Raw genomic sequence first — 14,586 nt, 5'->3', positions numbered from 1 at the left:
TAAGCGCAAGGTACTACGTCCCGAATCAGCACGCAGAATAATAGCGTCTCTGTCATAATACGACTTAAACTTTGAGAGTCGAATATTGTCGAAGCGGTATCTTATTCTATTTTGCTACCGCATGAAATACGCTCTACTCCTATTAGCACTTTTCCTTGGCTTTCCTTCACTGCCTACTCAGGCCCAACAGCCTGCGCTGTACTTTCCGCCGACTACCGCAGCAGGCAGCTGGGCCACCACCACCCCACAGAGTCTCGGCTGGTGTCAGCCGCAGCTCGACTCGCTGCTAGCCTTCCTGGGGCGCAAGCAAACCAAGTCGTTTATGGTGCTCAAGGATGGCCGAATCGTGGTGGAACGCTACTACGGCACCTACACGCAGGATTCTGTGTGGTATTGGGCCTCGGCGGGCAAGTCGCTCACGGCTATGCTAGTGGGCATTGCGCAGCAAGATGGCCTGCTTCGCCTCTCTGATAGCACCTCCCGCACACTTGGCCGCGGCTGGACCTCAGTACCAACGGCCAAAGAAAAGCTGATTACGGTGCGTCACCAACTCACCATGACCACCGGCCTCGACGATACCCCGCCCGCGCCCTGCACCGCCGACAGTCAAACGCCGGGCTGCCTGCTTTACCGCGCCGATGCGGGTACACGCTGGGCCTACCACAATGCCCCTTATTTGCTGTTGCAGAATGTAGTGGCTGCTGCCAGCGGCCTGACCTTCAACCAATACACCAACCAGCGGCTGGCTTCCCGCATCGGCATGAACGGGCTGTGGGTACAGGGCACTTACTACAGCCGGGCCCGCGACATGGCCCGTTTTGGGCTGCTGGCGTTGGCATGTGGCACCTGGAACGGCACTGCCATTCTGCGCGACACCGCCTATTTCCGCCAGATGACCACGCCTTCGCAGTCCTTCAACCGCAGCTATGGGTACCTATGGTGGCTGAACGGCCAAACTTCCTACAAGCTACCTGGCCCCCAACAAACCACCTTTCCTGGCCCTCTCATTCCCACTGCTCCCGCCGACATGATTGCGGCCTTAGGCAAGAACGACCAGAAAATTTACGTGGTGCCTAGCTTAGGACTGGTGGTAGTGCGTCAAGGCAAAGAAGCCGGCGATGTACGCTTAGCCTTATCGTCATTCGACACCGAGTTGTGGCGCTACCTGATGGCGGCCGTGCAGTGTCGGCCGCTGGCAGCCAGCAAAGCCGCAGCAGAATCTGCGGTGCAGCTTTATCCCAACCCGGCCACGAACAGCGTGACAGTTGCCACGGTGCCTACCGCGGTTAGCCTACGCTTGCTCGACGCCACCGGGCGCGTAGTAAAGCAGCAACTCGCTACTTCCGAAACCAGAGTATCGGTAGCGGAGCTGCCCAACGGTTTGTATTTGATGCAATGGCTAGCTCCGGAAGGCAAAGTACTGGCTACGCGTCGTTTAGTGAAGCACTAGCCAGTCGAGCTAGCCTGCACCCTCGAAAGCAAAAGCCCCTGACCACATCAGCAGTCAGGGGCTTTTTTCGCTCGTAGCAGCTTATTCTACCACTAGCTTGGTCGTTAGCTTACTGCCATCAGCAGCTAGCCATTTTACCAAGTACAAACCTGCGGCCAATGGCTGGTGTGGTTGGATAGTAGCCTCTGCGGAGCCGGCAGTTACTACTTGCGTCAGCACCAAGCGGCCTTTGCTGTCGTGGATCTGTATGGTACCGCCATCGGTGCTGAGGTTGGTAGTCAGCAGACGAAAGCCCTGGCCGGAAGCGGGGTTTGGATACGCTTGCAGCGTTGGCTCGGCTATTTCCCCATTGAAGCGCACTGCTACTACGGGTGAGTAGGCAGCCTTACCATCGAGGTCAACTTGACGCAAGCGGTAGTAGTTCAGGCCCACCAGCGGCGAAGCATCCAGCAGCGTATAGTCGTGGCGGGCGCTGGAGGTTCCTTGGGCGGTTACCCGGCCAACTTCCACAAACTCGCGGTTTTGGCCAGCGCGCTGCACCACGAAGTAAGCGCTTTTTCTTTCGGAAGCCGTGGCCCACGCCACACGTACCGCTTTGCCTTGGGGCGTGGCTGTGAAGTGTAGCAACTCAACTGGTAGCGGAGCCAAGCCGGAAAGCGGGTTGTCCACGGCGTTAGTGGAAGCCAGTGCGAAGTAGGAATCGGAATTGATAACGACCGGTGCCGAAATGGTGTAGCCACGAGGTGAAGCAGGCGAGTATACGCCCGCACCGCCGGCATTGGTCCAAGGGCCATTGTTGCCCATAGAGCGAGCCACCCGCAAGTTGCCGGGCACGTTCACTTCTTCGTCCACAATGCCCTCGGTGTTGAAGCTCAACTGCACCGTAGGCTGGTTGATGGTACCCGAAAGCAACTGAATCCGGTAGTAGCGGTTAACAGAAAGGTTGGACAGCGAGTTATCCACCGTTCCGCCGGGCGCGCCGTTGAAAATTTCCACTAACACTACCGGCGACGACGAAGCCACCTGTGGCTGAATGGTAACCGGGCGGTAGCGCCCACCCAAGCCAATCGGGAACACGCGGCTAGCTGCTGCCGCGTCGGGCAGGCTGATGGCCAAGCGGCCGTTGACGTAGGACGTAGTATTGGTGCGTACTATCGGCTGTATAGTCGTGTTAGTTAGGAAGAGCGTATTGCTAGTTCCCGTTGAGAACAGGCCGTTCTGCAGCGTAAACAGGTTGCTCACCGTGGCATTGGTATTCGCGCCGAGGGAGAGAATACCGCTACCTAGTTTTTGGGCGTCGTAGAACGTGGTCGTGCCGCTTATTACTTGGTTGGCATTCGACAGGAACTGTACCGTGCTAGTGCCCGCTCCGAAAGTGCCGGCATTGGTGAAATCACCGCTCAGTTGCAGTGTGCTTGTACCCGCCACGAACGAGCCAGTTGCATCGTTGCTGAAGTTACCGGCGACGCGCAGTACATCGTTGGTGGTAGCCGCATACGTACCGGCATTCGTGAAGCTCCCCCCTACGGTCACGTTCCCGGTGGCCGCCGAGAAGGTGCTGCCAGCTACGTTCACGAAGTTGCTCGTCACGTTGAGGTTGCCAGTACCCGCTACGTAGTTGCCGCTGTTGGTGAAGGTGGTGCCTACGCTCAGGCCACCATCCCCTACGCTAGCATTGTAGGTGCCGCTGTTGGTGAAGGCTGTACCTACTGTGACGGCACCCGTGCCATTGCTCAAACTGCCGCTGTTGGTGAGCGTGGTGCCCACATTGACCGCTCCGGCGCCTAGCGCTAGCGTACCCGTGTTGGTTAAGAAAGCCGGTGTAGTCAGTGCCCCGTTGTTGAGGCTGAATGTACCGCCTAGCGTTGCGCCGCTGGTAGCTGAAGTCAGCGTGATGTTTTGGCTGGTGGGGTTGGTGATAGTAGTACCCGCCGTGGCAGTCAGCGCGCCGTTGATGGTCAAGTCGAGGTTGCTGAGTTGCTTGGCATTGCCCCCTGTGAAAAGCAAGTTGTTGTAGGTGTCGCGGGCGGGCAGTTGCACATCGGCCGTGTAGTCGACGGTGCCGGTGTTAGCCGCCACAAAACCAGCGTAGTTACCGGCCGGGAACAAGGCCGAACCGATACGCAAGGTACCAGTGCCAGAAACAGTATTGAAGTTGTTGGCACCGTTGGCAGCCAGATCCAGCGTGCCATTCAGCGTCAGGTTGGCTGCGCCCCGGCCCGCGCCATTGGAGTTGATTAAGTGGCCACCCAATAGCACGACGGGGTTAGCCAGCGTGGGGAATGTGGTTGGCAGTGGCCCGGAATCGGAACCATCAGGATTGAAAGTCCAAGCAGCGGGGTCGTTCCAATTGGCACCGCCCGCCAGACCGGCCGTAGCTGTACGGCTGTAGAAGGTCGGTACCGTGCCAAACTCCGTGCTTTCGCCGCCGGTGTAGTCGCCTTCAAAGTAGTTTACGTTGGCGAGAGTCAGATTATTGCCGGTGGTGTTTACGGTACCAGCTATGCCGTTGATTGGAGTCCAGGCGCTGCCTAGGAAACGGCCTAGCACGTAGTTGGCTTCGGTGCCGTTCACGTCGTTGCCGGCGCTGGCGTCCACGTAGTTGAACACCTGCGTTACGGTTGGGTTGCTGAAGCCGGTGCTGTTCAACTTCCAGTAATAATTCAGCTCTTTCGCCAGCGGATCGGTGGTAGAAGGATGGGCCGTGTTGATGGGCCGTACAGTAAGCGTACCCACCGCGGCATTCGCCGTTACGTTCATTCGCACGGGCGTATACTTGCCCGCTGAGCCCACCGGGAAGGTGAAGTCGGACGCACCTGCCGGGTAGTTTTTGCGCACGCCCAAGTCGGCCACAATGCCATTGGTTTGGATGCTGCGGCTGGCGTTGAAACCCACTACAGCATTAGCCGCCGGATTGCTTAGCAACAGCAGGTTGGAGCCGATGGTGAGGGCACCGTTGGATAGCGTCAGCACGCCAGTAATTTCCTGGTTGGTGGTGGTCGTGGCGCCGGCCGCGTTGCTGAGCGTCACGTTGCCGAAGCGGCCAGTACCGTTGCCGCCCACACTCTGGTTGGTGGTGCCGCCCAGCGTTAAGCTACCAGTGCCGCTGCTGGTGTGTACGGCAGAATTTACTACACTGCTGAGGGCCGTAATGGTCTGGCCGTTGTCGGCGAGGGTGCCGCGCGTAAGGGTTAAGGTGCCCGCTACGCGTACGTTACGCCCGGTTTGCAGCTGCAAGTTGCCACCGCTCTGAGCATTGTTGAGTACCAGGCTACCGAACACTGTTAGGTTGGCGGGTGTGCCGATGGCAGCGGTGAGTTGCTGCGCTGCAATACCCCCCGTGAAAGTAGTAGTCTGAGTAGCCACGCCGGGTCGGAAACCGCCAGCAGTTAGCGTGGTGCTGGTTGAAGAGTTATTGTTGATCAGGCTCTGCCCGATGTTCAGGCCCAAGCCATTGGCGTTGAAGAACGAATTGTCGTTGGCGATAGTGAGCGAGCCGCGCAACGTCAGCGCGTTGGCACCCGTGAGCAAGCCGATGTTTTGGCTGGTAGCGTTAGCGCCGGCTTCTACACGCAAGTCATACAGCGGCACCGACGAATCGACACTCACCGTTACGTTGCCAGCACCGGCCACCGCGTTACCGAGCACTACTGTACCAGCCGTTACCACCGTAGAGTCGGGCCGCAAGTACAGGTCACTAATTACGTTCGAGTTTTGGTTGGAACGACGCAGGGTCAGCGTGCCGCCGGTCATCCGGAAGATGCTACCTGCCCCTTGCACTTCCAGCAGGCCCCGCTCGTTGTTGCTGGTGGCGCTGGCCCCAAAGCCTGCTACTTCCACCGTACCGCCGCTTTGGTCGTAGCGTAGCGCACCGCTGGTGTTGGCCATCGAGCGGCGTACCTGCCCGTTTACATACAAGCTGCCCGTACCGCTCACGCGGATAGTAGGCGCCCCGGCGCTGGCGTACTCTAAGTCGTTGCTGACGCCAGTAGCTGGCAGGCCCACGCTTAGCGTGCCGCGTAGTACGCGCAGCTGACCGGCTAGTTGCAGATCAGCGGCAGTGCTGTTGGCGGTAGCCACGGTTACGGTGGCATCGGGCGCATCAACAGTTAATCCCGCTGCATCATTGAGCACGTAGGCGCTGGCCGCATCATGAATGGTGAGGGTGCTGCTGGCTTTGGCGTAGCGCAGCGTACCGGTTGTGATGGTAAGCCAGTTGCTGGTTGGTGTAGTCAGGGTACCGGCCACATCCACGGTCAAAACCGGAGTTTGGTTGGTGCCTTTATTAACGGTCAGCGAAGCCAGATTGGTTACTGCTACAGGCGTAGTACCAGTCAGGCTGGCGTTTTGACTGTTGATAAAGGTCAAGCTGCTGGTTTTGCCATTGAGGTTGAAATCCAGCGTGCCGTCGTTGGTGAGCGAACCGCCTACACGCAGAGCGTTGGCAACAGCTGCACCGCTGCCATTGGTATCGAAGGTGGCGCCAGCGCCGATGGTTACGTTGTTGCCGGCCGTGATGGTGCGGGCCGTACCGTTGGCGTAGCGCAAAGCGCCGCGCTCCACCGCCACCAAGGAGTCGACGGTTAGATTGCCGGCGGCGCTACCACTTAGCAATACCTCCCCAAGATACGCTGCCTGCGTACCAGTCTTTAGTTGGGCATACACCCGCAAGTTCAGGTTGGGCAAGCTCACCTGCCGACCCGCGCCAGCGTTCAGCCACAGGGTTTTGTAGGCACTCAGCGGCAGATTGGTAGCCGAAATGGTAGGCACCGTCAGATCTTGGGTGCCGGTGGTGTAGTATTCTACGGTACCACCGCCGGGTTGCAGGAACGCGCCAAAGTCGCCGCCCGGAAACTGAGCCGTGGGCGTGGCCGAACTGATGCGTAGCCGACCCGCACCGCTGGCCGTAGCATCGGGCAGAGCGCCAAAGTTGTGGCCGGTCAGGGTTTGCACGTCCAGGGTTGCACCGCGCTCAATCACCAAGGAGCCAGAACGAGCATTGTTGTCGGTCACGGTTACGGTGTGGAACAAACCTTCCGCGGCCGAACCAATAAACACGGGGTTGCCGGGGCCCGGCACCGAGCTTGCGGCTGCGCCCGTGTGGCTTACCGTGCTCCAAGGCGTAGTTGCGGGGTTGGTATCTTCCCAATTGCCATTGCGGATGGTGTAGTAGGCGGTGATAGGACCGAAAGCAGCCGTTTCACCCGCCGTGAATTCGCCATCAACCTGGCTCAGCCCCGGAAACTGAATAATTGAAGTCGTCGCGCTTTTCACTACCTGATTCACATTGTTGCTGCTGGTCCAGGTCACGGGCAGGTAGCGGCCAGGCACGTAGTTGGCGAGCGTACCGGCGGCATCGGCGTTCAGCATCGTGAAGTTGGCGGCAATGCTACCTGCCGGTATCGGTCCGAAGTCGGTGCTGCGTACTTTCCAGTAGTAACCCAACGAATTGTTGCTGGTCACGAACGGGTTGCGGGCGTTGGTGGGGCTCACGCTGACCTTACCATACAGTTGCAGCGTGGCATTCAGAGCAATGGTAGCAGGCGTGTACTTGCTGCCCGCGCCTACCGGGAAAGTAAAGGAATCTGCGCCGCCGTAGGTTTTGCGCAAGCCTAGGTCGCTCTGGTTACCGGCTGTCCGAATCATGCGCTGGCTGGAGAAGCCGCCCGCACCGGCCACGAGAGCGTTGGGGCTGATGCTGGTCAACGACAAGCGGTTGGCACCAATATCGAGTACGTGGTTGCTTTCCAGGGTCAGCACGCTGGCTACGCTTTGGCTAGCCGTAAAAGTGGCCGCCACCGTGCCGGCCGCGGCCGTACTGCTCACTATCAAGTTGCCGAACACGCCGTTGCCGTCGCCGCTTACTACTTGTCCGCCCGCGCCGGCCAGGGTGATATTGCCGGTACCGCCACCACTGGTGTGCGAGGCCGAATTCACGACGTTGCCCAGTACCCGCACGGTTTTGCTGCCGTCGTTCAACACGCCATTCAACAAACTGAGCGTGTTGGTAATGGTGTACGTGGAAGCTGTGCCATCTAGCGTCAACGTACCGTTGGACTTGTCGACCGTCAGATTATAGAATGTGTTGAGCGTGGAGCCGATGCTGCCGTTGTTGGTGAGCAGTTGATTTTGGCCGCCGCTGAAACGCGTGGTGTTGGTGGTAGGCAGGTAGGTGCAGCCTGTACCTATCGTGAACGTGCCCTGAATGTTTACGTCCTGCGAATTGGCGTCGAAGCTGGCCGGGTTGGCACCATTGATGGTGAAGTTATTGAATACAGTCAGGGGCTGGGCAGTAATGGTAGCACCCGTTTCGTAGCCTGGCGTTACACCAATAGCATCCAGAATAACTTTGCTAGTACCGCCCGCTACGGGCTTGCTCACGTTTAGATTCCAGAGGGGCGCAGTGCTCAGTACTTTGCAAGCGGTGTTTGTGTTGGGTAGAAGCACCTCAATGGTTCCTCCCGTGACAATGGCATTATCGACGCTTACTCCCAAGTGAAATAGCCCCTTGCTGTTCTGCGGATTCTGCACCCGAATGGTACCGCCCGTCATCCGAAACGACTGCGTGGTGTAGGGGTGCGCAAAGCGGGCAAAGTTGGGGTCCGAACCAGTACCACTGCACTCAAACACCCCGCCCGAAATAGTGAAAGCCCCGCGGTGCGTGGCCATCGTGTTGGAAGGGCGAAACTTCTCTACTACTGTCGTGCCGCCTTCAATCAAATACTGTCCGTCTTCCCGCGTCACGGCGCCTTCGGCCCCTAAGCACTCAAACCGGCCTGCACTGATGCGGTAGGTACCGTACACAACCACGGCGTTCGAACTGCCATCGGCGTTGTTGTTGCGCACAGTGGCGCCAGCTATCCAGAGCGTGGGGCTGTTGGTTGGCGTACCAATATCATAGTTGTCGTTGCCATTGCGCAACCGGGGGAGCACCAAGTTGGCACCTAGCTTGGCTGTACCGTTGGTTAGGTCCAGCAGCGTACCCGCACCAATGTAGTTGAGGCGCAGGTGGCCACCAATAGGCGTGGTAGCCGCCGAGGTTATGTTGAGCAAAGAACGGCTGCCAGCACCTTTGTTGATTTGCAGACGGCCAAGGTCAGTGGGACCATTGCAAGCGAAGTTGGCATCGGTGGTACCATTGAACACGAGCAAGCAACGCTGCGTGTCGTCGCCGGTTGCATTGCCGTTGTGCAGCCGAATAGTGCCATTATTGGTGAGGCTGCCGCCCACGGTGAGTGTATGCGCCCCGGCTACGGCTGTCACGCCAAGGCTGGTGCCGGCATCTACTAGCACGTCGCCGAGCACCGTCAGGGTACGGTTGGCGCTAGCGGCCTGCCCGAAATTCAGCGCTACGTCGGCGCTGCTAGTGCGCGTGAGTGTGAGGCTACCGTTTACGGTCAGGTTCGCGTTGAGCTGCGCTGCATACGGAGTGCTCGTGGTATTAAGCAAGCGCAGGTTGTTGTATTGGTTGGAGCCTGGCTGAGGCAGAGTTGCCGCCGCGCTAGTCCAGTTGTAATACTCCACGGTACCGGTAGCCACATCGTCGAAGTCATTGTTGGTGACGGCCGGAAAGTAGGGCCGCCCTACCCGCAGTGTCCCCTGACCGGCAAGGCGCGTCAGGGTGCTGCTAAAGCTGGACGCAGCCGCTGGCAAATCCAGGGTGCCGCCCCGCTGAATGGTGATGCTGAGCCCGGTTTTGCTTTCGGTGGTGTTGAGTACCAGCACGAAGCTGTTCGTTACCACGAGGTTGTCGCCGTTCTGGGGCAGCCGGGCGCCGATACTGGTCGAGCCCGTTGGGTCAGTTGTCCACGTGCTGGCGTCGGTCCAGTTGCCACTGGTACCGCCGCCATTAAATGTGTACAACGTCTGCCCACTAGCTAATCCGCTACTTAAAAGCGAGAAAAGTACAAGTAGATTTTTCTTCATATTCTATAAATAGGACGCTATTATAAGCGTATAAATATAAATCTAGTTTTTGGAATACATTCCACAACCCTCTCATATCGAACTAAATATTATATATATAGAAATTACCTATTGATATAATATAAAATATAGTTAAAATAAAAACATAAACACATTCTCAGATTAAGACAATATATAAAACAATAAATGCGTATCCATTGAGCCTGAGTTCCAGTTAAACCAAGGGATAGACTTCTTATGGCCGCTAAGTGACGACAAGCTTTGAATTCACTTCATGTTCTTGTCTGCTGACCAGCCATGCCAAGCGCTGTTGTTATTGACTTAAGATTAATGAAAAAGGCCTTCAGAGAGTATCTGAAGGCCTTAAGCTCACTGTATAAAAGCAACTATTTCTAGCGGGCACCCGGCGGGCAGTTTTCTTTTAGAAACTTGGTGTAAGTATTGGCCAAGTGACGGCTGGTGCCTTCGCCTTCCGAAATGCTGTGGCTGCGGTTAGGATAGGCCATCAGTTGGAAGGTTTTGTTGTGCTTCACTAGCTCGTTGATCATCTGCTCGGCGTTGTTGTAGTGCACGTTGTCGTCGCCGGTGCCGTGCACGAGCAGCAGGTTGCCGCGCAGGTTTTTGGCGTAGTTCAGGGGCGAGTTTTCCACAAAGTAGTGCTTGTCTTCGGGCAACAAGCCCATATAGCGCTCCTGGTAGATGTTGTCGTAGTTGAGTTGGTTGTCAACGGCGGCAATGGAAATACCGGTTTTGTATATCTGCGGATATTGAAACAACAGGCTAAGCGTACTGGAACCACCGCCGCTCCAGCCCCATACCGCCACGCGGCTGGTATCCACGAACGAGTTTTTCAGCACTTCCTTGGCGCCCATAGCTTGGTCGCGGATGTTGAGCTTGCCGATGTTGTGGTAAATGGCCTTGCGGAACTCACGGCCCCGCGGAGCCGGAGCACCCCGATTTTCCAGCGAAGCATAAATGTAGCCATCATCAGCCATGCTGCCTTGGTAGAGCCGGTTGAGGCCCGTACCGAACCGGTCCGTCACAGTTTGGCTGGCCGGCTCGCCGTACACGTAGAATACAATGGGGTATTTCTTGGCAGGGTCGAAGTTGGAGGGCTTCACCATCCAGCCATCCAAGGTGACGCCATCGGCGGTTTTAACTTGAAAGAACTCCACCTTGGGCAGCTTCACGCTTTGGGCCCGCGCCGATGCTTCTCCCCCGCTCAGACGCTTGTGCTCCGGCAACGATACCACATCGGCTACCGGGAAAGTAGCAGCATTCGAGAACGTGTGCAGCGCCAGCTTACCGTTGGGTGAGATGTCGTAGCTGTTGGAGCCAGCCAGTTCTTTGGTGGTTACCCGCTCGGCCTTACCGCCTTTCAGGGCTACTTTATACAGATAGGTTTGGGTGGCATTTTCGGGCGAAGCGGTGAAATAGATAACCCCATTCTTCTCGTCGACGAGCTGCATGCTGATGACGTCGTAGTCGCCTTTGGTGAGCAGCTTTTGCTGGCCGCTGCGGGTCAGAGAATAGATGTGGCGCCAGCCGTCTTTCTCGCTTAGCCAGACAAAGCTCTTGCCGCCGTCAATCCAGTCCCAACCAATGGCCTCGGCCTTGGCATCAATCCAAGCTTTGTCGGCTTCGCTGTAGATGGTCTTCGCGTCGCCGGTGCTCGCGGTGCAAAGCATCAATTTGCTTTCGTTTTGGCGACGGTTGAGTTGCTGAATAATCAGCTCGGTGGAATTAGCGGCCCATTCCATGCGCGGAATGTAGTTCTGCACGGCGTCACCGGGCACTTTCATCCAGGTAGTAGCGCCCCCTTGGGCGGGCACCACGCCCACGCGGCAGCGGCTCGGGTCTTCGCCCACCACCGGGTACTCCACGGGAATGGTGAAGGGATACAGCTGATCCGTGGTGTTGAGCATCAGATAGTTCTTGGTTTTGCCGGCGTCCAGTTGCCAATAGGCAATGCTCTGGCCATTGGGCGACCAGCGGAAACCGTCGCGGCAGTCCAGTTCTTCTTCGTACACCCAATCAAAGGTGCCGTTGATCATGGACACGGTGCCGTCGGTAGTCAGGGGCTTGATGGCGGAAGAAGCTAAATCTTCTACGTAAATGTTGTGCTCACTCACGTACGCCACGCGCGTGCCGTCGGGCGAAAACTTGGCGAACATCAGCGACGAAGCCGGCCGGCCCTTACCGAGTTGCTTTAGCGAGTTGGCTTTCAGGTCGGCCACCCAATAGTCGCCGCGGGTATCGTAGCGCCACACCTTCTTAGTATTGGTGTGGATAAGGACTTTCTGGCCGTCGTCGGAGAAGGCGAAGCGCCGCACTTCAATAGGAGCCGACTGGCCTTGGGGCGTTAGCAGAGCCTTGCCAACGAGCACTGTACGCTTGGTTTTGTCACGGGCATCGAGCTGGACGATTTCCCCGTTTTCAGCATTCATGTACCCGTAGCCGTCTTTGGTCCATTGCGTGCCAGGCCCGAATTGTGCCTGTACTTGCGCTACCAGGAGCAATTGAAATAAACATATCACTGCGACCATTCGCCGCGTGCAAATTCTAAGCATGTGGAAAGCTTTAATCGGTAAGGGTTGAAAGGTGGGTGAAATTACACAATGCGTACTCGTCTTGCTTGGTCTAACCGCTGGCGGGTAGCCTAATGGCAGCTAGCAAGACGCCCTGCTTGTGGTACTCAAGACCCCACTCTCCTGCTTTCGTTGCACAGAGCACCTAATGGGCACAATAATTTTTATAACAATATATAGACGAGAAATGAACTTTATCAGCTAATTAATGTATGTACATATATTTCGTATCTTTGACGAGAAATCCAGCAGGCTTAGAACCTAGATTATGCAAACGCTCCTCCACACCGCCGACTCGCGCGGCCATGCCAGCCACGGTTGGCTTAACTCGTATCACACGTTCAGCTTTGCGGGCTACAACGATCCGCAACGCCTGCACTTCGGCGTTTTGCGTGTCCTTAACGACGACACCGTAGCGGGCGGCATGGGCTTTGGCACCCACCCGCACGACAACATGGAAATCATCAGCATCCCGCTTTCCGGTACCCTGGAACACAAAGACAGCGCCGGCAACCACGGCATTATCCAGAGCGGCGACGTGCAGGTAATGAGTGCAGGAGGAGGCATTGCGCACAGCGAGAAAAATCACAGCAAAAGCGAGGAAGTGAAGTTTTTGCAGATCTGGCTGTTCCCCAACAAGCGCAACGTGCCTTCGCGCTACGACCAGCAAACATTCCGCGCCGAAGACCGCCACAACCAATTCCAGCAAATCCTGTCGCCGAACCCCGACGACGCGGGCGTTTGGATTCATCAGGACGCGTGGTTTCACTTCGCTGATTTCGATGCCAACTTCTCGGCCGATTACCAAGTGAAGCGTCCCGGCAACGGTGTATATGTGTTCGTGCTGGAAGGCGACGCCACGGTGGCCGGCCAAACCTTGCACCGCCGCGACGGGTTCGGCGTATGGGACACCGAATCGTTTACCATCAAAGCCGATAGCAACACGCGGCTGTTGTTGATGGACGTACCCATGAGCTTGTAATAGCAGCCATTTTGAGCTTAAGAAAGGAATCAGAGGTACTCTGCTGAACAGCTTATACCAGATTCCTTTCTAAGGTCGAAACATCAATCAACGAAATCCTTCTAATCAGCAATTATGAAACTCGCCACCACAACCTATCCCGTTCTAGAAACTATTCGCAAACGGTGGAGCCCCCGCTCCTTTGCCAGCTACCCCGTTGCTCCCGAAACCCTAGACCAAGTATTTGAAGCCGCTTCTTGGGCCGCTAGCGCCATGAACGAGCAGCCTTGGCGCTACATCTACGCCCATCACGCCGACCAGGAAGCTTTCCAGAAACTAGTGGATTGCTTGATGCCTGGTAACCAGCCTTGGGCCAAAAACGCCCCTGTTCTGATTCTGGCCCTAGCCAAAACGCAGTACGACAATGGCACCCCCAACGGCGCCGCCCTCCACGACCTAGGCATGGCCAATGCCAACTTGTCGTTGGAAGCCACTGCCCTCGGCTTGCACACCCACTTCATGGGTGGTTTCGACCGGACTAAAGCCAAGGAGCTGTTCGAGCTGCCCGATACGTTGCAGCCCGCGGTGGTTATCGCGCTGGGTTACCTAGGCGAGGCAGAACTCTTGGAAGAGCCGTTTCTGAGCCGCGAGAAAGCACCACGCCAGCGCAAACCCGTTAGCGAAATTGCTTTTAAAGGGTACTTGAAATAACTGGACTGGTAGCCAGAAGCTTGTGCTTGGAGCGTCAGTGCTGCGCTTGACGCTGGATGTCAGTCTGCCTTGCTCCCGCGCCAAGCGCAGGCTTCTGGTTATAATCCGTACGCTTCCGAAACCGCATTTACCTTATTCACCTATTCACACACCACAATGCCACACACCATAATCCGCGCTGCTGACCGAGGCTTGAAAGACATAGGCTGGCTGCAAAGCAACTTTTCGCTCAGCTTCGGACCGTATGCCAATCCCGTACGCAGTGGCTTCGGCTTGTTGCGCGTTTTCAACGACGACTTCGTGAAGCCCGGCAACGGCTTTGGCTTGCATGCCCACGCCAACATGGAAATCATTTCGGTGATGCTGGCGGGCCGCATGAACCACATCGATTCGTTGGGCTTCAAAGAAGAAGTTTCCACCGATTGGGTGCAGATTATGAGTGCGGGCACCGGCTTGCGCCACGAGGAACACAACATCGGCGACGACGAAGTGAACTTCCTGCAAATCTGGATCGAGCCGAAGCTGCAAAACGTGACGCCCCGCTACCAGCGCCGCCACTTCCCCGCCGAAAAGCGTCGTAACCAGCTCACCACCGTCGTCAGCAACGAGGAAGGCACGGCGCATTGCTGGATCAACCAGAACGCTAAACTCTCGCTCGGCTACTTCGATGCCGGCCAGACGGTATCGTACAATCTGAATCAACTCAATAAGGGTGTGTTTATCTTTCTGATGGAAGGCGCACTGACTGTAAATGGCGAAGCCGTGACACAACGTGAAAGCATTGGGTTGTGGGAAACGGCCTCGGTAAGCATAGAATGCACCGCTGAAAGTAAGTTCATTGTGATTGAAGCGCCTATAAATCACTAAATTTTAGCGATTTATCGTACGAAGCTCCGGCTTCGCGTATCGTTGCCAACTACCGCGCCGTACCTACGGTTGCTGCGGAGCAA

General features: G+C 56.8%; 6 protein-coding genes. 4 read left to right on the top strand and 2 right to left on the bottom strand.

The features are described 5' to 3' along the window. Positions 1 to 121: 121 nt before the first annotated feature. Entirely contained in the window at positions 122 to 1,450 is a 1,329-nt protein-coding gene (locus MUN86_RS03385) for a serine hydrolase domain-containing protein (RefSeq protein WP_245121739.1), read from the top strand. A gap of 81 nt (positions 1,451 to 1,531) precedes the next feature. On the opposite strand, the gene MUN86_RS03380 is transcribed toward MUN86_RS03385, so the two are convergent. Continuing rightward, the gene (locus tag MUN86_RS03380) at positions 1,532 to 9,376 is read right to left on the bottom strand and encodes a T9SS type A sorting domain-containing protein (RefSeq protein WP_245121736.1); all 7,845 of its coding nucleotides are present in this window, start codon (positions 9,374 to 9,376) and stop codon (positions 1,532 to 1,534) included. Positions 9,377 to 9,768: 392 nt separating this feature from the next. Next, positions 9,769 to 11,922, bottom strand: coding sequence for a S9 family peptidase (locus tag MUN86_RS03375; protein WP_245121733.1), 2,154 nt, complete (start codon positions 11,920 to 11,922; stop codon positions 9,769 to 9,771). 310 nt (positions 11,923 to 12,232) lie between these two features. Between MUN86_RS03375 and MUN86_RS03370 the strand changes: the two genes are divergently transcribed. The 3 genes from MUN86_RS03370 (at position 12,233) to MUN86_RS03360 (ending at position 14,503) form a co-directional block, all read left to right on the top strand. Beyond that, complete coding sequence (locus MUN86_RS03370) at positions 12,233 to 12,946, top strand: pirin family protein (protein ID WP_245121730.1); 714 nt, start codon at positions 12,233 to 12,235, stop codon at positions 12,944 to 12,946. Positions 12,947 to 13,060: 114 nt separating this feature from the next. Then, entirely contained in the window at positions 13,061 to 13,636 is a 576-nt protein-coding gene (locus tag MUN86_RS03365) for a nitroreductase family protein (protein WP_245121727.1), read from the top strand. Between the two features lie 156 nt (positions 13,637 to 13,792). Beyond that, positions 13,793 to 14,503 (top strand): pirin family protein, encoded by a 711-nt coding sequence (locus MUN86_RS03360; protein WP_245121725.1) that lies wholly within the window; start codon positions 13,793 to 13,795, stop codon positions 14,501 to 14,503. Positions 14,504 to 14,586 lie beyond the last annotated feature (83 nt).

This window comes from Hymenobacter volaticus (assembly GCF_022921055.1).
Lineage (GTDB): Bacteria > Bacteroidota > Bacteroidia > Cytophagales > Hymenobacteraceae > Hymenobacter > Hymenobacter volaticus.
The sequence above is the reverse complement of the archived record's forward strand: the minus strand, read 5'-3'. Positions and strand labels throughout refer to the sequence as shown.